Source organism: Huaxiibacter chinensis, assembly GCF_022171985.1.
Lineage (GTDB): Bacteria > Pseudomonadota > Gammaproteobacteria > Enterobacterales > Enterobacteriaceae > Enterobacter > Enterobacter chinensis_A.
This window is the reverse complement of the sequence record NZ_JAJVHF010000003.1, coordinates 299972-322839: the sequence shown is the minus strand read 5'-3', so window position 1 is coordinate 322839 and position 22868 is coordinate 299972. Positions and strand designations below refer to the sequence as shown.

16 protein-coding genes, 2 tRNA genes and 3 other RNA genes are annotated in these 22868 nt (G+C 53.1%); 11 read left to right on the top strand and 10 right to left on the bottom strand.

The annotated features are described in order from the left end of the window. The first annotated feature begins 7 nt into the window (after positions 1-7). Complete coding sequence (gene adhE / locus LZP96_RS10405; protein ID WP_064326351.1) at positions 8-2683, top strand: bifunctional acetaldehyde-CoA/alcohol dehydrogenase; 2676 nt, start codon at positions 8-10, stop codon at positions 2681-2683. 87 nt (positions 2684-2770) lie between these two features. Here adhE and tdk read toward each other — a convergent pair whose 3' ends face one another. Then, positions 2771-3385, bottom strand: coding sequence for a thymidine kinase (tdk, locus tag LZP96_RS10400; RefSeq protein WP_064326352.1), 615 nt, complete (start codon positions 3383-3385; stop codon positions 2771-2773). Positions 3386-3936: 551 nt separating this feature from the next. Here tdk and hns point away from each other — a divergent pair. After that, the gene (gene hns / locus LZP96_RS10395; RefSeq protein ID WP_064326353.1) at positions 3937-4350 is read left to right on the top strand and encodes a histone-like nucleoid-structuring protein H-NS; all 414 of its coding nucleotides are present in this window, start codon (positions 3937-3939) and stop codon (positions 4348-4350) included. A 206-nt stretch (positions 4351-4556) separates the two neighbouring features. Here the strand turns inward: hns and galU are convergent, their stop codons facing one another. From galU to rssA, 3 genes are all read right to left on the bottom strand, one after another. Continuing rightward, positions 4557-5465, bottom strand: a complete 909-nt coding sequence (gene galU / locus LZP96_RS10390) for a UTP--glucose-1-phosphate uridylyltransferase GalU (protein ID WP_064326354.1) — start codon at positions 5463-5465, stop codon at positions 4557-4559. 196 nt (positions 5466-5661) lie between these two features. Next, a complete protein-coding gene (gene rssB, locus LZP96_RS10385; RefSeq protein WP_064326355.1) occupies positions 5662-6675 on the bottom strand; it encodes a two-component system response regulator RssB in 1014 nt (337 codons plus the stop codon). Positions 6676-6767: 92 nt separating this feature from the next. Continuing rightward, a complete protein-coding gene (gene rssA, locus LZP96_RS10380; protein WP_064326356.1) occupies positions 6768-7670 on the bottom strand; it encodes a patatin-like phospholipase RssA in 903 nt (300 codons plus the stop codon). A 114-nt stretch (positions 7671-7784) separates the two neighbouring features. On the opposite strand from rssA, the gene LZP96_RS10375 reads away from it, so the two are divergent. The 7 genes from LZP96_RS10375 (at position 7785) to LZP96_RS10345 (ending at position 10122) form a co-directional block, all read left to right on the top strand. After that, positions 7785-8243: a YchJ family protein gene (locus LZP96_RS10375; protein WP_064326357.1), complete on the top strand. Its 459-nt coding sequence runs from the start codon at positions 7785-7787 to the stop codon at positions 8241-8243. 43 nt (positions 8244-8286) lie between these two features. Further along, a complete protein-coding gene (purU, locus tag LZP96_RS10370; protein WP_064326358.1) occupies positions 8287-9129 on the top strand; it encodes a formyltetrahydrofolate deformylase in 843 nt (280 codons plus the stop codon). Between the two features lie 156 nt (positions 9130-9285). Then, positions 9286-9370, top strand: a tRNA-Tyr gene (locus tag LZP96_RS10365). A gap of 43 nt (positions 9371-9413) precedes the next feature. After that, positions 9414-9545, top strand: a non-coding RNA gene (locus LZP96_RS10360) — RtT sRNA. A 139-nt stretch (positions 9546-9684) separates the two neighbouring features. Beyond that, positions 9685-9769 (top strand) — tRNA-Tyr (locus tag LZP96_RS10355). Positions 9770-9811: 42 nt separating this feature from the next. Continuing rightward, positions 9812-9942: non-coding RNA, RtT sRNA (locus LZP96_RS10350), on the top strand. A gap of 42 nt (positions 9943-9984) precedes the next feature. Further along, positions 9985-10122: non-coding RNA, RtT sRNA (locus LZP96_RS10345), on the top strand. A gap of 126 nt (positions 10123-10248) precedes the next feature. Here LZP96_RS10345 and narI read toward each other — a convergent pair. The 5 genes from narI to LZP96_RS10320 all read right to left on the bottom strand — a co-directional run bounded on the left by narI (position 10249) and on the right by LZP96_RS10320 (position 18687). Further along, entirely contained in the window at positions 10249-10926 is a 678-nt protein-coding gene (gene narI / locus LZP96_RS10340; RefSeq protein WP_064326359.1) for a respiratory nitrate reductase subunit gamma, read from the bottom strand. Beyond that, on the bottom strand, positions 10926-11636 hold the full coding sequence (gene narJ, locus LZP96_RS10335; protein ID WP_064326360.1) for a nitrate reductase molybdenum cofactor assembly chaperone: 711 nt from the start codon (positions 11634-11636) through the stop codon (positions 10926-10928). Before narJ ends, narI begins: the two co-directional genes overlap by 1 nt. Beyond that, on the bottom strand, positions 11633-13168 hold the full coding sequence (narH, locus tag LZP96_RS10330) for a nitrate reductase subunit beta (RefSeq protein WP_064326361.1): 1536 nt from the start codon (positions 13166-13168) through the stop codon (positions 11633-11635). The genes narJ and narH overlap by 4 nt, the downstream gene beginning before the upstream one ends. Then, complete coding sequence (locus LZP96_RS10325) at positions 13165-16908, bottom strand: nitrate reductase subunit alpha (RefSeq protein ID WP_064326362.1); 3744 nt, start codon at positions 16906-16908, stop codon at positions 13165-13167. Before LZP96_RS10325 ends, narH begins: the two co-directional genes overlap by 4 nt. Positions 16909-17289: 381 nt before the next feature. Further along, a complete protein-coding gene (locus tag LZP96_RS10320) occupies positions 17290-18687 on the bottom strand; it encodes a NarK family nitrate/nitrite MFS transporter (protein ID WP_064326363.1) in 1398 nt (465 codons plus the stop codon). A gap of 309 nt (positions 18688-18996) precedes the next feature. Here LZP96_RS10320 and narX point away from each other — a divergent pair, with 309 nt between their 5' ends. Together narX and narL are read left to right on the top strand one after the other, a co-directional pair. Next, positions 18997-20793: a nitrate/nitrite two-component system sensor histidine kinase NarX gene (narX, locus tag LZP96_RS10315; protein ID WP_064326364.1), complete on the top strand. Its 1797-nt coding sequence runs from the start codon at positions 18997-18999 to the stop codon at positions 20791-20793. Next, positions 20786-21436, top strand: a complete 651-nt coding sequence (gene narL, locus LZP96_RS10310) for a two-component system response regulator NarL (RefSeq protein ID WP_064326365.1) — start codon at positions 20786-20788, stop codon at positions 21434-21436. The genes narX and narL overlap by 8 nt, the downstream gene beginning before the upstream one ends. Here narL and LZP96_RS10305 read toward each other — a convergent pair whose 3' ends face one another. After that, positions 21437-22843 (bottom strand): YchO/YchP family invasin, encoded by a 1407-nt coding sequence (locus LZP96_RS10305; protein ID WP_374230112.1) that lies wholly within the window; start codon positions 22841-22843, stop codon positions 21437-21439. It abuts the gene before it with no gap. Positions 22844-22868 lie beyond the last annotated feature (25 nt).

The following is a 22868-nucleotide window of genomic DNA, read 5'->3' as shown; positions in this document are numbered from 1 at the left end:
GAGCATTATGGCTGTTACTAATATCGCTGAACTGAACGCCCTCGTCGAGCGCGTTAAAAAAGCCCAGCGTGAATACGCCAACTTCACCCAAGAACAGGTTGATAAAATCTTCCGCGCTGCCGCTCTGGCTGCCGCAGATGCTCGAATCCCTCTCGCTAAAATGGCCGTTGCCGAATCCGGCATGGGTATCATTGAAGATAAAGTGATTAAAAACCACTTCGCTTCAGAGTATATCTACAACGCCTATAAAGATGAGAAAACCTGTGGCGTGCTGTCAGAAGATCACACTTTCGGCACCATCACCATCGCTGAACCTATCGGTATTATCTGTGGTATCGTCCCAACCACTAACCCAACCTCTACCGCTATCTTCAAATCACTGATCAGCCTGAAGACCCGTAACGCAATTATTTTCTCCCCGCACCCACGTGCAAAAGATGCAACCAACAAAGCTGCTGATATCGTTCTGCAGGCTGCCATCGCTGCGGGCGCACCTAAAGATTTGATCGGCTGGATTGATCAACCCTCTGTTGAACTGTCTAACGCGCTGATGCATCACCCGGACATTAACCTTATCCTGGCGACCGGTGGTCCTGGCATGGTTAAAGCTGCATACAGCTCAGGTAAACCTGCTATCGGCGTTGGCGCAGGTAACACCCCTGTTGTCATCGACGAAACGGCGGATATCAAACGCGCTGTGGCCTCCGTACTGATGTCCAAAACCTTCGACAACGGCGTAATCTGTGCGTCGGAACAGTCCGTTGTTGTGGTTGATTCCGTTTATGATGCCGTCCGTCAGCGTTTTGAAAGCCATGGCGGCTATATGCTGCAGGGCAAAGAGTTGAAAGCTGTTCAGGACATCATCCTGAAAAATGGCGCACTGAACGCCGCAATCGTAGGTCAGCCAGCCTACAAAATTGCTGAGCTTGCTGGCTTCACGGTGCCTGCAACCACCAAGATTCTGATCGGTGAAGTCACCGTAGTGGACGAAAGCGAGCCATTCGCTCACGAAAAACTGTCCCCTACCCTTGCCATGTACCGTGCGAAAGACTTTGAAGATGCAGTGGTTAAAGCAGAAAAACTGGTTGCCATGGGCGGTATCGGTCACACCTCTTGCCTGTACACTGACCAGGACAACCAGCCAGAGCGCGTGGCGCACTTCGGTCAGATGATGAAAACCGCACGTATCCTGATTAACACCCCTGCTTCTCAGGGTGGTATCGGTGACCTGTACAACTTTAAACTCGCGCCTTCCCTTACTCTGGGTTGTGGTTCATGGGGTGGTAACTCCATCTCTGAGAACGTTGGTCCTAAGCACCTGATCAACAAGAAAACCGTTGCTAAGCGAGCTGAAAACATGTTGTGGCATAAACTTCCGAAATCTATCTACTTCCGCCGTGGCTCCCTGCCAATTGCGCTGGATGAAGTGATTACTGATGGCCACAAACGTGCGCTCATCGTGACTGACCGTTTCCTGTTCAATAACGGCTACGCAGACCAGATCACCTCTGTGCTGAAAGCGTCAGGTGTTGAAACCGAAGTTTTCTTTGAAGTTGAAGCGGATCCAACCCTGAGCGTGGTACGCAAAGGTGCCGAGCTGGCAAACTCCTTCAAACCAGATGTGATTATCGCACTGGGCGGTGGTTCCCCAATGGACGCCGCGAAAATCATGTGGGTGATGTACGAACACCCAGAAACCCACTTCGAAGAACTGGCGCTGCGCTTTATGGATATCCGTAAACGTATCTACAAGTTCCCGAAAATGGGCGTAAAAGCGAAAATGATCGCGGTGACGACTACCTCCGGTACAGGTTCTGAAGTGACCCCGTTTGCGGTTGTTACTGATGACGCTACCGGCCAGAAATACCCACTGGCTGACTATGCGCTGACCCCAGACATGGCGATTGTTGATGCCAACCTGGTGATGGATATGCCGAAATCACTCTGTGCATTCGGTGGTCTGGATGCGGTGACTCACGCCCTGGAAGCTTACGTTTCCGTACTGGCATCCGAGTTCTCCGATGGTCAGGCGCTGCAGGCTCTGAAATTGCTGAAGGAAAACCTGCCAGCCTCTTATAACGAAGGGTCTAAAAACCCGGTAGCCCGTGAGCGTGTTCACAGTGCAGCAACCATCGCCGGTATCGCGTTTGCTAACGCCTTCCTGGGTGTTTGCCACTCAATGGCTCATAAACTGGGTTCACAGTTCCACATTCCTCACGGTTTGGCGAACGCCCTGCTGATTTCAAACGTTATCCGTTACAACGCGAACGATAACCCAACCAAGCAGACCGCATTCAGCCAGTATGACCGTCCACAGGCGCGCCGTCGTTATGCCGAAATCGCCGACCATCTGGGTCTGAGCGCACCGGGTGACCGTACTGCCGCGAAGATTGAGAAACTGCTGGCATGGCTGGACAGCATCAAAGCTGAGCTGGGTATTCCTAAATCCATCCGCGAAGCGGGTGTTCAGGAAGCTGACTTCCTGGCGCACGTAGACAAACTGTCTGAAGATGCCTTCGATGACCAGTGTACCGGTGCTAACCCACGTTACCCACTGATCTCCGAGCTGAAACAGATTCTGCTGGATACGTACTACGGCCGTGAATTTACCGAAAACGACACGGTAGCGGTGAAAGCTGAATTACCTGTCAAAGCTGACAAAAAAGCGAAGAAAAACGCTTAATAGTGAGTGAATAAAAAACCCGCTTCTCGAAGCGGGTTTTTTTATGCCTGTCATAACTGGCCGTTGATGTGAGCGCGTAACGCCCTCTTATTGATTTCGCTTTTCCTGGATTGCCGGTAATGAGCCTACCGCCAGCGCTTCTTTATAGTGTTTACGGCAAACCGATACATAGCGCTCATTGCCACCAATAACGACCTGCTCCCCTTCCGCAAATGGTTTTCCTTCCTGATCGAGACGCAGCACCATGCTTGCTTTACGACCGCAGAAGCAGATTGTTTTTAATTCGACAAGCTTATCCGCCCAGGAGAGTAAATACTGGCTGCCAACAAAAAGCTCGCCCCTGAAATCAGTACGCAAGCCATAACACAACACGGGAATATCCAGCTTGTCTACCACCTCAGAAAGCGCATAGACCTGTTCACGCGTCAAAAACTGGCTTTCATCCACCAGAACGCAATGCGCGGGCCTGGAAGCGCTCTCGGCGCGAATTTCTTCAAACAGATCTGTTTGGGGATTGAAGAGTTTCGCCGGAGAGGATAACCCGATTCGGGAACTGACCTTACCTGCCCCGAATCGGTTGTCGATTTCAGCAGTGTAAACGATGGCCCGCATCCCTCTCTCCTGATAGTTATAGGAGGATTGCAGTAGCGCGGTGGACTTCCCTGCATTCATTGCAGAATAGTAGAAATAAAGTTGTGCCATTGGCCGTCAAACCCTAATCAATGAGTAATATTCCCGATGAATGATTGTACCATAAATTACCCTGCTTTCAGCGACACACAGCACGTCTGGCGGGAGCTGTGGCGTTTTCTGAAGCGCTAGTCGCAGGGAAATTCTGATTTAAAACATACGTTAAAGCTGAATAAAGTCAGCTCTATTGGAACGTTAATCGCCGCATACCCGGAAGGGTTAATAGCCTAATCACTGGGCTTTAAAAGCCAGATTTTATTAACTATTTTGTGCTACTTCGGCTTCGATTCGCAGTAATACAAAAGGTTGATATTTATCCGGGGAAACTATAATTAGCGCACAATGTGTCACAAAAAACATACCTCAGCACTTTGAGATTACCTTTGACGTGTTGATAACAGCTGTGGACGGAGAGGATGGAATTTAAGTTAGCGTAATTAATAATAGCGACATATATTAACCATTTTTTGAATTCCTTACATTCCTCCCTATTGCACATATCAATTTATCACTCTATTATTAGGACAACAAACCCAACCCAATATAAGTTTGAGATTACTACAATGAGCGAAGCACTTAAAATTCTGAACAACATCCGTACTCTTCGTGCCCAGGCAAGAGAATGTACCCTCGAAACTCTTGAGGAGATGCTGGAAAAATTAGAAGTTGTAGTGAACGAACGTCGTGAAGAAGAAAGCGCAGCTGCGGCTGAAATCGAAGAACGTACGCGTAAACTGCAGCAATATCGCGAAATGCTGATCGCAGATGGTATCGATCCTAACGAATTACTGAACAGCATGGCTGCGGCTAAAACGAGCACTAAAGCAAAACGCGCTGCTCGTCCGGCTAAATATAGCTATGTTGATGAAAATGGTGAGACCAAAACCTGGACGGGTCAGGGTCGTACTCCAGCAGTAATCAAAAAAGCAATGGATGAGCAAGGCAAACAGCTGGATGATTTCCTGATCAAGGATTAATCCCCCTGCCTTCAAAAAATCCCGCTACGGCGGGATTTTTTATGTCTGAACGTTATTCAGTGATATCTGCTTACACCTCTTCATATACCTACAAACGTCCATACCCGTTTCTTTACGTTTTATCAGCGCATCTTTTGCTAAAGGCCAGACGTAAAAAAACCGGTGATGCAATGCAGTCACCGGTTTGATATCGCTTGAAAATGAGATTAGTTTTTAATACCCATGGCCTGCTTCAGCCATGCTTTAAATTCTTCACCCAGCGTGTTGTGACGAATACCGTATTCAACGAATGCCTGCATATAGCCGAGTTTATTGCCGCAGTCATGGCTTTTACCTTTCATGTGGTAAGCCTCAACGGTTTCTTTCTCGATCAGCATATCAATACCGTCGGTAAGCTGGATTTCATCACCGGCTCCTGGAGGCGTTTTCGCCAGCAGTGGCCAAATCTCTGCGCTCAACACGTAGCGCCCTACCACGGCGAGGTTAGACGGCGCTACGTCCGCTTTAGGCTTCTCTACGACGCCTACCATCGGTACGCTCTCGCCTGGCGCCAAAGGTACGCCCTTGCAGTCTACGACGCCGTATGCCGTCACATCTTCCACTGGCTCAACCATAATCTGGCTGCTGCCGGTCTCATCGAAACGTTTAATCATCTCTGCCAGGTTATCCTGAGAAAGATCGGATTCGAATTCATCCAGAATAACGTCTGGCAGAATAACCGCGACCGGCTCATCGCCCACAACAGGATGTGCGCACAATACCGCATGCCCTAAACCTTTTGCCAGGCCCTGACGAACCTGCATGATGGTGACGTGTGGTGGGCAAATAGACTGAACTTCTTCTAACAGCTGACGCTTAACGCGTTTTTCCAGCATCGCTTCCAGTTCAAAACTGGTATCGAAATGGTTTTCGATAGAGTTTTTAGAGGAATGCGTTACCAGCACAATTTCGGTAATGCCCGCGGCAATACACTCGTTTACAACATACTGGATTAATGGCTTATCAACCAAAGGCAACATTTCTTTCGGAATTGCCTTGGTGGCCGGTAGCATCCTCGTTCCTAATCCCGCTACCGGGATAACGGCCTTTGTGACTTTCGAATTTAGGGCAGCCATTGAAATCTCCTGAACTGTTCAATTTATGAACTTTATGCAATGAATAACGCATTGAGTATATCAGCCACTTCTTGTAAACCGGGTCTGAAAAGGGTGCGTTACCGATTAATTAGGACAAATACGTATCATCTGGCACCGATAGTAGCACTGCCGATAAAACGGCGGTAAAGCTATCTGGTGAATAAAACTCAACTGCTTATTCTGTGGACAACATTAAGCGTAAACGCCCGCCTGTTCCCCAAATTTGGCATTGCCAGGAAGCGCAGCGGTGACTTATTTGATTCAGATAGGTTGTTCCTAACGTCCCCAGGGGAACGCCGTTGCTTACCTGAATATGATGCTCGCCGGTATTAAGCGTTGCGTTAAGACCCGCGGAGACCAGGATAAGATTTTTTAAGCCGCTGTGGTAATAACCAACCAGCAGCGGGAATTGCCCGGGTAAATTGGCCTGGCGGAAAAGGTGGTTCACCTGTTTGAGCAGCGCACCCAATTCCGGAAGCCGCTGGCCCTGATGTGACAGCTGTTCCTGAAGTAAACCGTTAAATAATGCGCGTAATAATAAGGCGGCCAACACGCCATTATCGCCAGCTCGGGTGACATCAAGACAATAGAAAGCGAGGTCGTTATCCGATAACGGTGCAATATCAAGCACCAGACCGTGCTGATCGGCAGCAACCAGCTGACGATAATTGACCCGACAATGTGAGATATTTTGCTGAACCGGCGGCTGGAGTTCCTGCAAGAGCTTGGAAGCTGCATTAGGATTGCTGACCAGGGCATCCCAGTCCTGGAAAAGGCGCTCTTCTTCCTCAACACGGGAATTAAACATGTTGGGATAAAGGCAGGCGAGCACCGTTTCACGCAGTCGGTTTAAATCTTTTACGGGTTTGAGCAGCACATCCTGCACCCCCAGGCGCAGGGCTTTTGCAATGTCAGCCATATTATCCGTCGCTGAGATCACCAGTATGGGCGTCTGGTTACCCTCATTGCGTAAATGCTCAACCAGCTTTAGGCCATCCATACGTGGCATCGCCAGATCGCAAATCATTAAATCCGGGGTAATGCGCGTCATTTTCTCCAGGGCATCCACGCCATCGTTAGCAAGAACGGTGGTGGCCCCTAAAGAAGATAACCACGATTCCAGCAGCGAGCGGAAAACGGGCTCGTCTTCAACGATCAGAATTTGTTTTCCGGTTAAGGGCTGCGTCATGTTCTCTCCCCTGCTGACATTAGATAAATAGTGGCATGCTAATGGCACTATCGCCTGTCAGATTTTGCTGAAGTCTTCAAAAAAAAGGGGGCTCACACTGCCGCCCGCACCAAAGGTAACAATTCGTCCATTTTTTTCTCGACGGCAAGCGCGCCGGCGGCAATCGCCGCATCTGCACGATGAAAGTCGAGGGTTGATATTTGAGGACAATACGGTTGAATCAGAATATCGGGCGGATCGCCCGCCATACGGGTACGTTTCACTCTGTTTTCGAGCACCTGAATGGAGGTGGTCATGATCTCCATGGCGGTAGGCGCAGCGAATGCTTTACGCGCCGCCGCACGGCCTAAGCGACCGCGTAGGCGCTTATGCCAGGCCAGTTTCTCGTCATCTGCCTCTTCCTGATGAAGATTCACCGGCATCAGATCTTGCTGCATCAGATGCGCGTCATGCTGTAAATCCACCGCGATGACGATATCCGCCCCCATAGCGCGGGTCAGTGAGACAGGTACAGGGTTAACCACGCCGCCGTCGACCAGCCAGTAGCCGTTATGGGGGACGGGAGCCATGAGTCCAGGTATGCTGCAGGAGGCACGCACCGCAAGGTGGAGATCACCTTCGGTGAACCAGATTTCTCTGCCCGTGCTGAGATTGGTTGCCACCGCGCCGAAAGGCATCTGACAATGCGTAAAGTCAGTCAGCGGCATGATGGTACGGAATTGGTTAAACACGCGTTCGCCGCGCAACAAGCCACCGCGCTGCCACGAAAGATCCATCAGACGCAGTACGTCCCAATAACTAAAGGATCTCACCCAGCGTTCAAGCTCTGACATCTTGCCGCAGGAGTAAGCGGCGCCAACAAGGGAACCAATTGAACAACCTGCCACAAGATCCACTTCGATACCAAGTCGCTGTAGTGCATTAATTACGCCAATATGTGACCAGCCACGCGCGGCGCCCGAACCTAGCGCCAGCCCTACTTTTACCTTTCTCATTAGTTATGATTTACTTCCCCTGGATTCCCGGCATAGCGTGTTAGCTACCGCTCAGTTAACATATGTGCCACCCTGGCGTTTAACGCCGTTAATTTTTGTCTCAGGAACCGAACTGTGTCTCAACTCTGTCCCTGTGGCAGCGCTCTGGAGTATAGCCTATGTTGCCAGCGATATCTTACTGGAGAGCAGGTTGCACCAGACCCGTCACACCTTATGCGCTCCCGATACACTGCTTTTGTGATCAAAGACGCACGATATTTAATCAATACCTGGCACCCCTCCTGTCACGCCGAGGATTTCCGTCAGGAGATTGAAGCCGGCTTTGCACACACAGAATGGCTTGGGTTAACCCTTTTTGACGCCTCTGTTGGTCAGAATGCCGCGGAAGGCTTCGTCAGTTTTGTGGCACGCTTTTCCGAGCAAGGTAAAACAGGGGCGATCATCGAAAGGTCCCGGTTCTTACTCGAAGGCGGACAGTGGTACTATATTGACGGTACTCGTCCGCAGTTTGGTCGAAACGACCCCTGCCCCTGCGGTTCAGGTAAAAAATTTAAAAAATGTTGCGGGCAATAACGCCTGACGACAGCAAGCACACACTCAACAGGATTTCCTCGCGATGCAATCACTACAACGCAAAGTACTGCGTACTATTTGCCCTGACCAGAAGGGTTTGATCGCCCGCATTACGAACATTTGTTACAAGCACGAACTGAATATTGTGCAAAATAATGAGTTCGTTGACCACCGCACCGGCCGCTTTTTTATGCGTACCGAGCTTGAAGGGATTTTCAACGACTCGACTTTACTGGCTGACCTTGATGGCGCGCTGCCGGAGGGTTCCGTACGTGAGTTGACACCGTCCGGACGCCGTCGCGTTGTGATTCTGGTCACCAAAGAGGCCCATTGCCTCGGTGATTTGTTAATGAAGGCCAACTATGGCGGCCTGGATGTCGAGATCGCCGCCGTTATTGGTAACCATGAAACGCTGCGCACGCTGGTTGAGCGCTTTGATATTCCGTTTGAGCTGGTGAGCCACGAAGGACACACCCGCGAAGAGCATGACGACCTGATGGCGCAAGCCATCGAAGCGCATAATCCGGACTATGTGGTGCTGGCAAAATATATGCGCGTTCTGACGCCGACCTTCGTTTCGCGTTTCCCGAATAAGATCATCAATATTCACCATTCGTTCCTGCCTGCCTTTATAGGGGCACGTCCTTACCACCAGGCTTACGAGCGCGGCGTGAAAATCATTGGCGCAACCGCGCACTACGTGAACGACAATCTGGATGAGGGTCCGATCATCATGCAGGACGTGATTCACGTCGATCACACCTACACCGCAGAAGATATGATGCGCGCCGGACGTGATGTGGAGAAGAACGTGTTAAGCCGGGCGTTGTATCAGGTGCTGGCTCAGCGCGTGTTCGTCTATGGCAACCGGACGATTATTCTTTAATCCTTCATAAAATGAATTGATTAGCTTTGCGTCGCAACGGGTAAAAAGCAGGCAAACGACCCGTTATAAGCAAAGGAAAGCTTTACAGGGGCGTGTCATTTGATATGATGCGCCCCGCTTCCAGCGTGAAGCAGGCCAGTATAAGCATTACCCCGTGGTGGGGTTCCCGAGCGGCCAAAGGGAGCAGACTGTAAATCTGCCGTCATCGACTTCGAAGGTTCGAATCCTTCCCCCACCACCATTATTCACCACAGCAATGTGGTTACACCGATAAGCACTGGCGAAGTGTGCGCTTATCGGGAAGGGTGAGAACCTTCGATTAAGGTTCGACTCGAGCGAAAGCGAGAGAATGTTGCCGCAGGCAACAGCCCGAAGGGTGAGGAGCGAAGCGACGAATAATCCTTCCCCCACCACCATTATTCACCACAGCAATGTGGTTGCACCGATAAGCACTGACGAAGTGTGCGCTTATCGGGAAGGGTGAGGAGCGAAGCGACGAATAATCTTTCCCCCACCACCCTCTCACAGCATTATCTCAAAATAAGTTTTACCCCTGGTGGGGTTCCCGAGCGGCCAAAGGGAGCAGACTGTAAATCTGCCGTCATCGACTTCGAAGGTTCGAATCCTTCCCCCACCACCATCTTCCATATAGCACTCATTCATTAACTACACCTTTGCTACACATGCCTCCCATACGGGAAGGATGAGAAGCTTCGACTAAGGTTCGATTCGAGCGCAGCGAGAAAGCGTTGCCAACGGCAACGACCCGAAGGGCGAAGCGCGTAGCGCTGAGTCATCCTTCCCCCACCACCATCTTCCAGATTACACTCATCATCCACCCGTCCTGTTGCTACACATGTCTCCCTTACGGGAAAGACGAGAAGCGTCGATTAAGGTTCGATTCGAGTGTAGCGAGAAAGCGTTGCCAGCGGCAACGACCCGAAGGGCGAAGGGCGAAGCGCATAGCGCTGAGTCATCCTTCTTCTATCACCCTCTTCCAGATTGCAGGTATCCATCAATCCTGTTGCGCCATACGACTCCCATGCTGGCCTGCGGCCCCTGCGCGATCGTCAGGCACAAAAAACCCCGCCGTAGCGGGGTTGCATTCATAACAGCTTATCAGCGTCGTGCACGCACAATCTGGTATCTGCGCGTCAGATACTCTACCGGCGCGCTCCAGATGTGCACCAGGCGAGAGAACGGGAATAACAAGAACATCGTCATCCCCAGCACCAGGTGGATCCGGAAGATAAAGGCCACGCCATCCAGATGCGCGGAGGCTCCGCCGTGGAAGGTCACCACGGATTGCGCCCAGCCCACGAGCTTCATCATTTCGCTGCCATCCATATGTTGGGCAGAGAACGGGATCGTCAGCAGACCCAGCGCGCACTGCACCATCAGCAGGGAGAGGATAAGGATATCTGCACCGGTCGTCGTGGCACGCACGCGCGGACTAAAGAGGCGGCGTTTCAACAGCAGCAAACCGCCAACCAGACACAATACGCCACTCGCGCCGCCCATATACATCGCCATTTTCTGCTTCACTTCAATCGGCAGGAATGACTCATACATCCAGTGTGGCGTCAGCATTCCCAGGAAATGACCGGCAAAAATACCCAGTATCCCGATATGGAAAAGGTTAGACGCCAGGTTCATCCCTTTGCGATCCAGCATCTGGCTCGAACCGGCACGCCAGGTATATTGACCGTAGTCATAACGCACCCAGCTACCAATCAAAAATACCGCCCCGGCAATGTACGGATAGATATCGAAGAAGAACATATTAAGGAAGTGCATTATTGCTGTCCTCCGTTTGAGATATTCAAATATTGCGGGGCAACCGCTCCGGCAAAACGACGCTGGTGGGTGGTAATATCCGATTCACCGCAACTCTGGTCTGCAAAGAATTTCACCTGCTCTTCTTCCCAGACTGCATCCAGCGCCTGCGGCGTATCGTCGCGCGCTTCATCGGCAATTTTTTCGGCCACTTTTTCACTGTCAATGGCCGTATTTGCCAGCTTCACCAGCAGATCAAACAGCACCGCATAACGACTTTCTCGCTGTTGCAGACGTGCGCTCAGCAGCGCCAGAATCGGTGCTATGTCGGACAGACCGCCAAGCGCCTCCTCTTTTGGCAGCTGCGCCAGGTATTCCAGGTACAGCGGCAGATGGTCCGGCAACTCCCGGCTGTCCAGCTGTAGGCCTTGCGCCTCGTACTGAGCCATCAGGTCTACCATCGCCTGACCACGGTCGCGGGACTCCCCGTGAACGTGTTCAAACAACAGCAGCGAGGTGGCACGTCCACGATCAAACAGTTGACTGTAGTCCGACTGCGCATCCAGCAGATCCCGTGCCAGCAAATCACGGAGGAACACGCCCAGTTGATGGGCATCTTCCTTGTCCAGGTTTTCTGATGACGCGAGTGCATCGAAAAGTTCCTGTTGATGCTGCGCCAGCGCAGCATCCGGGTACTCGAGCAGACGCGAAACAATGACGAGTTCAATCATTGGTGCGGCTCCGTTTTGCTGGTCACATCCATCGCATCAATGCGACGGCTGTTGAACAGGTTGAATTTAGTGTCTGAACCGTGGCAACCGTCACCGAAGGTAAAGCCGCAACCGCTTTTTTCCGGGAAGGCGTCACGCGCCTGTTCACGGTGGCTGGACGGCACCACGAAACGATCTTCGTAGTTGGCGATGGCCAGGTAACGATACATCTCCTGCGCCTGCGCTTCGCTTAAGCCCACCTCTTCCAGTGCACGCGTATCGATAACGCCGTCTACGGTTTCCGCACGTTTGAAGTGACGCATCGCCAGCATACGCTTCAGCGCCAGCAGCACCGGCTGGGTATCGCCTGCCGTCAGCAGATTAGCCAGATACTGAACCGGGATACGCAGGCTTTCCACGTCTGGCAGAATGCCGTTACCGCCCAGCTCACCCGCATCGGCTGCAGACTGAATCGGAGACAACGGTGGCACATACCAGACCATCGGTAGCGTGCGGTATTCCGGATGCAGCGGCAGCGCCAGCTTCCAGTCCATCGCCATTTTGTAGACCGGCGACTGCTGCGCCGCGTCAATCACGCTCTGCGGCACGCCGTCTTTCAGCGCCTGCTCAATCACTTTCGGGTCGTTTGGATCGAGGAACACGTCCAGCTGACGCTGATACAGATCTTTTTCGTTCTCGGTGCTCGCTGCATTTTCAATCGCATCCGCGTCGTACAGCAGTACGCCGAGGTAACGGATACGGCCCACGCAGCTTTCGGAACAGACGGTTGGCATACCGGCTTCAATACGTGGATAGCAGAAGATGCACTTCTCGGACTTACCGCTCTTCCAGTTGAAGTAGATTTTTTTGTACGGGCAACCGGTGATGCACATACGCCAGCCGCGGCATTTATCCTGATCAATCAGCACGATGCCGTCTTCTTCACGTTTGTAGATAGCCCCGCTCGGGCAGGTCGCCACACATGCCGGGTTCAGACAGTGTTCGCACAGACGTGGCAGATACATCATGAAGGTGTTTTCGAACTGGCCGTACATCGCCTTCTGCATGTTCTCGAAGTTTTTGTCTTTCGACAGCTTCTCGAACTCGCCGCCCAGATCGTCTTCCCAGTTCGGGCCTTTCTCGATCTTCGCCATGCGCTGACCGGTGATCAGCGAACGTGGACGGGCAATCGGCTGGTATTTCCCTTCCGCGGCGTTATGCAGATTTTGATAGTCGAAATCAAACGGCTCGTAGTAATCATCAATGCCCGGCAGATGCGGGTTGGCGAAGATTTTGCCGAGCAGCATCGCACGGTTACCCATACGCGGCTGAATTTTACCGTTGATTTTGCGGATCCAGCCGCCCTTGTATTTATCCTGATCTTCCCAGTTGGTCGGGAAACCGGTGCCTGGTTTGGTTTCCACGTTGTTGAACCAGGCGTACTCTGTGCCTTCACGGCTGGTCCAGACGTTTTTACAGGTGACTGAGCAGGTATGACAGCCGATGCACTTATCCAGATTCAGCACCATGCCGACTTGTGAACGAATTTTCATTTTACGCTCTCCTGTACCTGGTCATTTCCTTCACCGTCTAACCAGTCAATATTTTTCATTTTACGTACCACCACAAACTCATCGCGGTTTGACCCCACGGTACCGTAGTAGTTAAAGCCGTAGGCCAGCTGCGCATAGCCACCGATCATGTGGGTTGGCTTCGGCGTAATACGGGTGACGGAGTTATGAATACCGCCGCGCTGCTCGGTAATTTCTGAGCCAGGAATGTTCACGATACGTTCCTGCGCGTGGTACATCATGGTCATACCTGCGGGAACACGCTGGCTCACCACCGCACGGGCGGTTAATGCGCCGTTACTGTTGAAGACTTCAATCCAGTCGTTGTCCACGATGCCCAGCTCTTTTGCATCCGCTTCGCTCATCCACACGATTGGACCACCGCGGCCCAGCGTCAGCATCAGCAGGTTGTCGCTATAGGTTGAGTGGATACCCCACTTCTGGTGCGGCGTCAGGAAGTTCAGCGCCTTTTCAGGGTTGCCGTTGGACTTCTCACCCATCACCTCTTTGACCGAGCGCGTGTCGATTGGCGGACGGTAGACCAGCAGGCTTTCACCGAAGTCACGCATCCACTGATGATCCTGATACAGCGACTGACGGCCCGTGAGCGTACGCCATGGGATCAGCTCGTGAACGTTGGTATAACCCGCGTTGTAGGAAACGTGTTCATCTTCCAGACCAGACCAGGTCGGGCTTGAGATGATCTTACGCGGCTGAGCCTGAATATCGCGGAAACGAATTTTCTCGTCTTCTTTATTCAGCGCCAGATGCGTGTGGTCGCGACCGGTAAACTCGCTCAGTGCCGCCCAGGCTTTTACGGCCACCTGGCCATTGGTTTCTGGCGCCAGGGTCAGGATCATCTCTGCCGCATCAATCGCCGTGTTCAGCATCGGCTGACCTTTCGCCGGGCCGTCTGCTTTGGTGTAGTTGAGCTTACGCAGCAGATCCATTTCGCTCTGGGTGTTCCAGGCAATGCCTTTCCCGCCGTTACCGATTTTCTCCATCAACGGACCAATGGAGGTGAAGCGTTCGTAGGTTGCCGGGTAGTCACGTTCAACCGGGATAATATGCGGGGCAGTCACGCCAGGAATCAGGTCGCATTCGCCTTTTTTCCAGTCTTTCACATCCAGCGGTTGCGCCAGTTCGGCGGCAGAATCGTGCTGGATAGGCAGGGTGACCACGTCCGTTTCCACACCCAGGTGGCCGACGCAGACTTCAGAGAATTTCTTCGCGATGCCTTTGTAGATCTCCCAATCGCTTTTCGATTCCCATGCCGGATCAACCGCGGCAGAGAGCGGATGAATAAACGGATGCATATCCGAGGTATTCATGTCGTCTTTTTCATACCAGGTCGCGGTTGGCAGCACGATGTCGGAATAGAGACAGGTACTGGACAGACGGAAGTCTAATGTCACCACCAGATCGAGTTTGCCGTCGAGGCCGTTGTCCTGCCATTCGACTTCTTCAGGCTTCACACCCCCCTGCTTGCCGAGATCTTTGCCCTGAATACCGTGGTCGGTTCCCAGCAAGTATTTCAGCATGTATTCATGGCCTTTACCGGACGAGCCGAGCAGGTTAGAGCGCCAGATAAAGAGGTTACGCGGGTGGTTTTTCCCGTTTTCTGGCTGCTCTGCGGCAAAGCGAATAGAGCCTTCCTTCAGGGATTTCACCGTGTAATCCACCGGTGACATGCCTGCTTTTTTCGCCTCTTCTGCGATTCGCAGCGGGTTGGTGCCTAACTGAGGCGCTGACGGCAGCCAGCCCATACGTTCAGCACGCACGTTAAAGTCAATCAGGTGGCCGCTGTAGCGAGATTTATCCGCCATTGGCGACAACAACTCTTGCGCCGTCACGGTTTCATAACGCCACTGGCTGGAGTGGTTGTAGAAATAGGAGGTGCTGTTCATGTGACGCGCCGGGCGCTGCCAGTCCAGACCAAATGCCAGAGGCTGCCAGCCGGTCTGAGGACGCAGTTTTTCCTGGCCAACGTAGTGTGCCCAGCCGCCGCCGCTCTGACCGACACAGCCACAGAACACCAGCATATTAATAAGCCCGCGATAGTTCATATCGAGGTGATACCAGTGGTTCAGACCTGCGCCCACAATGATCATTGAACGACCGTGGGTTTTATCTGCGTTATCGGCAAACTCACGGGCGATGCGGGTGATCTGCGCGCACGGAACGCCGGTAATTTTCTCTGCCCAGGCCGGGGTATAGGCTTTGATTTCGTCGTAGCTGGAGGCACAATTTTCATCGTTCAGACCACGTTCCAGACCGTAGTTGGCCATGGTGAGATCGTAGACGGTGGTAACCAGCGCGGTCGACCCATCGGCCAGTTGCAGACGTTTTACCGGGAGTTTGTGCAGCAGGATATTCTCCAGCTCCACCTTGTCGAAATGCTCAGTCCCTTCGCCACCAAAGTACGGGAAGCCCACTTCGGCGATATCGTCCTGGCTGCCAAGCATGCTCAGACGCAGATCGGTTTCAGTCCCGGTCGTCCCGTCACGCTGCTCAAGGTTCCATTTGCCTTTTTCACCCCAGCGGAAGCCGATAGAGCCGTTAGGGGCAATCAGATCGCCATTGCTGTTACAGGCAACGGTTTTCCATTCTGGATTGTTTTCCTGGCCGAGCGCGTCGACCAGATCGGCTGCACGCAGCATACGTCCCGCGGCATAGTAGCCATCGCGCTCTTCGAGCATGACCAGCATCGGCATGTCGGTATAGCGACGAACGTAGTCGGTGAAGTACTGGCTGGGTTTATCGAGGTGGAACTCGCGCAGCATAACGTGGCCCATCGCCAGCGCCATGGCCGCATCGGTACCCTGTTTCGGTGCCAGCCACAGGTCGCACAGCTTGGCAATTTCCGCGTAATCCGGGGTGATAGCCACCGTTTTGGTGCCTTTGTAACGCACTTCGGTGAAGAAGTGTGCATCCGGCGTACGGGTTTGCGGAACGTTAGAACCCCACGCGATAATATAGCTTGAGTTGTACCAGTCGGCCGATTCAGGCACGTCGGTTTGCTCACCCCAGGTTTGTGGTGAAGCTGGCGGTAAGTCGCAGTACCAGTCGTAGAAGCTCAGACAGGTCCCGCCGATAAGAGAGAGATAACGTGCGCCAGAGGCATAAGAGACCATCGACATTGCCGGGATCGGCGAGAAACCAGCAACACGGTCAGGGCCGTAGGTCTTCACGGTGTAGACGTTAGAGGCGGCAATGAGTTCGTTGACCTCTTTCCAGGAGGAGCGGACAAAACCGCCGCGTCCACGCGCCTGCTTAAAGCTTTTTGCTTTGTCAGCATCTTCAATAATTGATGCCCATGCATCCACCGGATCGCTATGCTGCACTTTTGCTTCGCGCCACATTTTCATCAGGCGTTTGCGCATAAGCGGATATTTCAGGCGGTTAGCGCTGTAGAGGTACCAGGAGTAGCTCGCCCCACGTGGACAACCACGCGGTTCGTGGTTAGGCATATCCGGACGCGTACGCGGATAGTCTGTCTGCTGCACTTCCCAGGTCACCAGACCATTTTTGACGAAAATCTTCCAGCTACATGAGCCAGTGCAGTTTACACCGTGGGTGGAACGCACGACTTTGTCATGCTGCCAGCGTTGACGGTATCCGTCTTCCCAGTCCCGGTTGGTCTCCAGAACCTGGCCGTGCCCATCGGCAAAAGTTTCGCCCTTCTGTTTGAAGTAGCGAAACCGGTCCAAAAATTTGCTCATCGGGTATCTCCTGTGTGGAGCCTGTGGCTCTCTAAATCGACATTGCTGATTTGCAGCGAAGGTAACGCTCTGAAAGATGACGGGAATTGATAACGATCAAGGCAGACGGGGTCTTCGTGGGTTGGTATTAGATGTAATACCACCAAAGCGGTATGCGATTATTTTATCTAACACCATGATATATAAGTAATTTATATATTAATCGTACAAAAAGCAGGGCTAAATTTAACATCTTAGGTATTAAGGGGTAGACTCTTCTGCAAAGCGATGGCGATCACAGTGTTTCAAACGGGAACTCAAGAAATACCGATAAGTATGTTGTAACTATTTTCATGCAAAAAAAAGCGCGGCATGAGAGCCGCGCAAACGGATAATCAAATATTACTTATTTTTCTTAGTATTCCGGCCATATACCAGCCACGTGATAGCCACGCAGGCGATATAGAAGATCAGGAAAACTTTCATCGCGCCGGCAGGCGAGCCCGTCAGCTCAAGAGAGAGACCAAAGGCTTTCGGGATGAAGAATCCGCCAATGGCGCCAATAGCAGAGATAAAGCCGAGCGCCGCCGCCGTATCGGTTGCCGCTTCACGCATGGCCTGCTCTTCGCTGCCGCCCTGCGCTTTCACCCTGTCGGTAGTCAACTTGCGGAAGATCACCGAGATCATCTGGAAAGTAGACGCACTTCCCAGACCGGCCGTCAGGAACAGCACCATAAAGACCGCGAAGAAGGCAACAAAGTTACCGCCCTGCCCATGGGTTGGCAGCGTCAGGAACAGCAGCGCGCAGAAGATGGCCATCACGATAAAGTTTACCAGCGTGACGCGCGTGCCGCCCAGGCGGTCCGAAATCATCCCGCCCGTGGAACGTGCCAGCGCGCCAATGAACGGCCCGAAGAAGGCATAATGGAGGATTTGCACTTCCGGGAACTGGGTTTTCGACAGCATGGCGAAACCCGCCGAGAAGCCAATAAATGAACCAAAGGTTGCCAGATAAAGCAGCGCCATCACCCATAAGTGACCGCGCTTCAGCACCGGTAACTGCTCGCTCAGGGATGCTTTTGACGCCGAAAGATCGTTCATAAAGAACCACGCCAGCAGCGTCAGCACCACCAAAAATGGCACCCAAATCCAGGCCGCGTTTTCGAGATAAAGCATAGAGCCATCTGGCTGTGCCGTTCCCGTCCCGCCGAAGACGGCAAAGAGAGAGAGGGACACCACCAGCGGAGCAATCAGCTGCATAACGCTGACGCCCATATTGCCCAGACCGCCGTTAAGACCCAGCGCACCGCCCTGCTTTGCTTTCGGGAAGAAGAAGCTGATGTTCGCCATACTGGAGGCAAAGTTAGCGCCAGCAAAACCACACAGCAGAGAGATAATCACAAACACGCTAAACGGCGTAGAGGTGTCCTGCACCGCAAAACCGAGCCAGACGCATGGGACGATCATGATACCGGTACTGAACGCCGTCCAGCGACGTCCGCCGAACAACGGAACCATAAACGCGTAAGGAACACGCAGCAGTGCCCCGGACAGAGCCGGCAGCGCGGTTAACATAAACAGCTGATCGGTCGTGAAGGTGAAACCCACTTTCGGCAGGTTAACGGCTACCGCACTAAACAACATCCATACGCAAAATGCCAACAACAGACAGGGAACAGAAATCCACAGATTACGACTTGCTACACGCTGACCACGCTGTTGCCAGAACACCGGATCTTCCGGACGCCATTCTGTAATAACAGCACCGGATGCCCTTTCCGGGGCAGATGAGTGACTCATAGACACCTCTGATTATCGAAAGATGCTGCAAACATTAGGGTTTTAAGCCAGCGGTAAGTTGATATAAATCAAAGGAAAAGTCGGGAGTTTAACGCTTTAAAAAACGTCATCATCCTAAGTAGGTAGGTTTATCCGGCAAAAAAGGTGTGGTTTTTCACGGTGCTGACCGTTCCGCGCCAGGCCCTTACACCAGGCATTACCCCGCCGGCAATTTAGGGGTAATCCTTTGTTGGTATGGGTATACTCCAGGGTATGCATGAGAATAACGCCATTCCTGGAATCAAGCCCAGTCAGGAGCCAGGCCCCCCTATGTTGAAAAGATGCTTATCCCCACTGACGTTAGTCAATCAGTTGGCCTTGATCGTGTTGCTGTCCACCGCCATCGGTGTGACCGGCATGGCCATCTCTGGACGGCTGGTTCAGGGCGTTCAGGGTAGCGCACATGCAATAAACGAGGCAGGCTCGCTCCGCATGCAGAGCTATCGCCTGCTTGCCGCCGTTCCGCTGACGCCGGACGACAAACCTCTCCTCGATGAGATGGAACGTACTGCCTTCAGTCCGGAACTGCAGGTGGCTGCCCGCCACGACGGGCAACTTGAGCAGCTGAAGGCCCTGCAGGCGTACTGGCATGGTCAACTGGAGCCAGGTCTTGTGCGGGCCCAGAGTGCCGGAACGGTATCCCACGACGTTGCCGATTTTGTCTCGCGCATTGATACGCTGGTCTCCTCTTTCGATCATACCACCGAGATGCGCATCGAGCGGGTGGTCATCCTGCAGCGGGCGATGGCGATTTTCATGGGCCTGCTGCTAATCTTCACCATTATCTGGCTGCGTAAGCGGCTGCTCAACCCCTGGAAACAGCTGCTGGCTATGGCGCGCGCGGTCACCGAGCGTGATTTTACCCAGCGAACCCATATCAGCGGCCGCAACGAGATGGCCATGCTGGGCCAGGCGCTCAACGATATGTCCGGCGAGCTGGCGGAAAGCTACTCAGTGCTGGAAAAACGGGTGCAGGAAAAGACCGCCGGACTGGAGCAAAAGAACGAAATCCTCTCGTTCCTCTGGCAGGCAAACCGTCGTTTGCATATGCAGGTCCCCTTGTGCGAGCGGCTCTCACCGGTTCTGAACGGTCTGCAAAATCTCACCCAGCTTCATGACATTGAACTGCGTGTTTATGACGTCGAAGACGAAGAAAATCATCAAGAATTTACCTGTCAGTCCGATATGTCCTGTGATGATAAAGGGTGTCACCTCTGCCCGCGCGGCCTGCCGCCCCTGAATAATGGCGGCACCACGCTGAAATGGCGGCTGACGGATAATCACACTCAGTACGGAATATTGCTGGCGACGTTACCTTCTGGTCGCCATCTGAACCACGATCAGCAGCAGCTGGTGGATACGCTCGTCGAACAGTTAACCGCCACGCTTGCCCTCGATCGTCATCAGGAAAAACAGCAGCAGCTGATTGTGATGGAAGAGCGCGCCACCATCGCTCGCGAGCTTCACGACTCTATCGCACAGTCGCTCTCCTGTATGAAAATGCAGGTCAGTTGCCTGCAAATGCAGGATGATGGATTGCCTGAAGGCAGTAAGCAGCTGTTAAGTCAGATTCGTAATGAGCTGAATACATCATGGGTGCAGCTTCGTGAGCTGCTCACCACCTTCCGCTTGCAGCTGACCGAGCCAGGGTTGCGCCCTGCCCTCGAAGCCAGCTGCCAGGAATTTAGCGCCCGACTGGGATTCCCGGTGAAGCTCGATTATCAGCTGCCGCCGCGCTTTGTGCCTTCCCATCAGGCCATACATTTATTGCAGATCGCCCGCGAAGCCTTAAGCAATGCGCTTAAACACGCCGCCGCGACGGCAGTAACGGTCACCGTCAGTCAGCACAGCAATCAGGTGCGACTCTCGGTGCAGGATAACGGCTGCGGCGTGCCTGAAAACGCTGAAAGAAGTAACCACTATGGTTTAATTATTATGCGAGACCGTGCGCAAAGTTTGCGCGGAGATTGCCAGGTTCGCCGGGGGGAGTCTGGCGGCACTGAAGTAGTGGTCACCTTTATTCCCGAAAAGCCTCTTATTACTGCTCAAGGAGAAAACCATGACTAATCAGGAACCGGCAACCATTCTGTTGATCGACGATCATCCGATGCTGCGCACCGGCGTAAAACAACTTGTCAGCATGGCGGAAGATATAACCGTCGTGGGTGAAGCCAGCAACGGTGAACAGGGTATTGAACTTGCCGAGTCTCTCGATCCTGATTTGATCCTGCTCGATCTCAATATGCCCGGCATGAATGGCCTGGAAACGCTGGACAAATTGCGCGAGAAGTCGCTGTCTGGCCGTATCGTTGTTTTTAGCGTGTCAAACCATGAAGAAGACGTTGTCACCGCCCTGAAACGCGGCGCCGATGGCTATTTGCTCAAAGATATGGAGCCGGAAGATCTGCTCAAGGCACTGCAACAGGCCGCGGCGGGTGAGATGGTGTTGAGTGAAGCCTTAACGCCCGTGCTGGCGGCAAGCCTTCGCGCCAACCGCGCCACCTCCGACCGTGACGTCAGCCAGCTAACGCCTCGCGAGCGTGACATTCTTAAGCTGATCGCCCAGGGCCTGCCCAATAAAATGATTGCCCGTCGTCTGGACATCACTGAAAGCACGGTTAAAGTTCACGTAAAACATATGCTGAAAAAAATGAAGCTGAAATCGCGCGTAGAAGCGGCGGTCTGGGTTCACCAGGACCGCATTTTCTAATCACTCCTCCGGCAGCAGCTGATAGCCGCGATCGTCCTCAGGGAGTGCCACCAGCGGTGGCGATAGCGAGAGCGTGATCTCATTGGACGAGACACGCTGCCCATTTTTATCTTCCACCACCACAGACAACCGCCAGCGATTTGTTGCGCCTTCACGCGTATCCCATGCAGGCATGATAATACTCCAGCCTTCCTCACTGTTCGCCTGCGGCGGTGCAGTCAGACTCAACGCCTGCGTATCACCCTGCCAGTGAAGTTCCCGTACGCCATGCGTGCTGTGGATTTGCAGCTTCAGAACCACCGTCTCGCCCTGCTGGAGATCCCACGGAGGCGTCGCCAGATACACGGACAAGGTCTTCCGCTGGCGGAACTCCAGCACCGGTAAATTCGTGCGATCCGGAGAGTCATACCGGCTGCCGCGCAGGGAACGGGTGACCGCCACTTCATCCGACGAGAGCTGTTTTTTAAGCGGCACGCCGAAGCGATAATTCAGCTTCATGCCCAGATTGTTCTGGCTCACGCCGTTTTCACCCTGCTTATGCCCCGCCGTGAAGGTCACCAGGGGGACCGGGGTGTAATCGAGGCCCAGATTGACCGCCATGGGGTTGTGGTAACCCGTGCCGCTGCGAAACAGGTCGACGTTGTCGCCAAAATACTGCTCAAAGCGAACGCTCGTATTCAGGTGATGAAAATAGGGAAGCCAGGCTTTGGCCGTGACGTCATAGCCACGGGCCATGCGCTGCTCCTGAAGATCGGTACTGTCACGCCAGCTGGCAAAAGGCTGATAATAATTGGCAGAGAGACGCAGGTTTTCCCCCCAGACCTCAGCGCCCAGGCCGGCCCGCTGGAGGTTTTCATCCAGCAGATTATCGTAAAAGGTGTTGTATCCCACCAGCCATTTACCGGCCACCCAGCGCTGGCCAATGCCCGCGTTGCTCACCAGCCCATCGCTTTGCTGGGTCAGGCCGAGCTGCGTCCAGCTGAGATAGCGATTATTGTCCTGCCAGGGAATAAACCAGCGACCGCTGCTGCCGTTAAATTTTCCGTCATCGTCCACCAGTAAATCGACGCTGGCATTGCCCCACGGGGACAGCCACGATTCGATCTGCTCGTTCACTTCACCGCTGAGCGCGTCGCGAACCTGACCAAACGCGAACTGGCGCGCCTGCTCTCCGGTGGTGAGGCCATTATCGGTCATGCTGGCTTCACCAAAGGCTTTCGCCATTTCGGCGAGATGCTTCTCACCTTCCCCGGTGGGTTTTGCCAGTCCCAGGTCGGGCAAGCCATCGCCGTTATTATCAAACGGATTTTGCGCCTGTTGCGTGAAGGATTTGGGCGCAGAAAACGTTCCCCCAGCCACACAAAGCAGGAGGAGCGGTAAAACTCGGGTGCGGGGAAGGGACACTATCAACGTCGTCAGTCTGATCCATTAC

What these genes read in the sequence shown, in the direction of transcription:
- adhE (WP_064326351.1), top strand. Translation starts at nt 8, where the DNA reads ATGGCTGTTACTAATATCGCTGAACTGAACGCCCTCGTCGAGCGCGTT.
- tdk (WP_064326352.1), bottom strand. Translation starts at nt 3,385, where the DNA reads ATGGCACAACTTTATTTCTACTATTCTGCAATGAATGCAGGGAAGTCC.
- hns (WP_064326353.1), top strand. Translation starts at nt 3,937, where the DNA reads ATGAGCGAAGCACTTAAAATTCTGAACAACATCCGTACTCTTCGTGCC.
- galU (WP_064326354.1), bottom strand. Translation starts at nt 5,465, where the DNA reads ATGGCTGCCCTAAATTCGAAAGTCACAAAGGCCGTTATCCCGGTAGCG.
- rssB (WP_064326355.1), bottom strand. Translation starts at nt 6,675, where the DNA reads ATGACGCAGCCCTTAACCGGAAAACAAATTCTGATCGTTGAAGACGAG.
- rssA (WP_064326356.1), bottom strand. Translation starts at nt 7,670, where the DNA reads ATGAGAAAGGTAAAAGTAGGGCTGGCGCTAGGTTCGGGCGCCGCGCGT.
- purU (WP_064326358.1), top strand. Translation starts at nt 8,287, where the DNA reads ATGCAATCACTACAACGCAAAGTACTGCGTACTATTTGCCCTGACCAG.
- narI (WP_064326359.1), bottom strand. Translation starts at nt 10,926, where the DNA reads ATGCACTTCCTTAATATGTTCTTCTTCGATATCTATCCGTACATTGCC.
- narJ (WP_064326360.1), bottom strand. Translation starts at nt 11,636, where the DNA reads ATGATTGAACTCGTCATTGTTTCGCGTCTGCTCGAGTACCCGGATGCT.
- narH (WP_064326361.1), bottom strand. Translation starts at nt 13,168, where the DNA reads ATGAAAATTCGTTCACAAGTCGGCATGGTGCTGAATCTGGATAAGTGC.
- LZP96_RS10325 (WP_064326362.1), bottom strand. Translation starts at nt 16,908, where the DNA reads ATGAGCAAATTTTTGGACCGGTTTCGCTACTTCAAACAGAAGGGCGAA.
- LZP96_RS10320 (WP_064326363.1), bottom strand. Translation starts at nt 18,687, where the DNA reads ATGAGTCACTCATCTGCCCCGGAAAGGGCATCCGGTGCTGTTATTACA.
- narX (WP_064326364.1), top strand. Translation starts at nt 18,997, where the DNA reads ATGTTGAAAAGATGCTTATCCCCACTGACGTTAGTCAATCAGTTGGCC.
- narL (WP_064326365.1), top strand. Translation starts at nt 20,786, where the DNA reads ATGACTAATCAGGAACCGGCAACCATTCTGTTGATCGACGATCATCCG.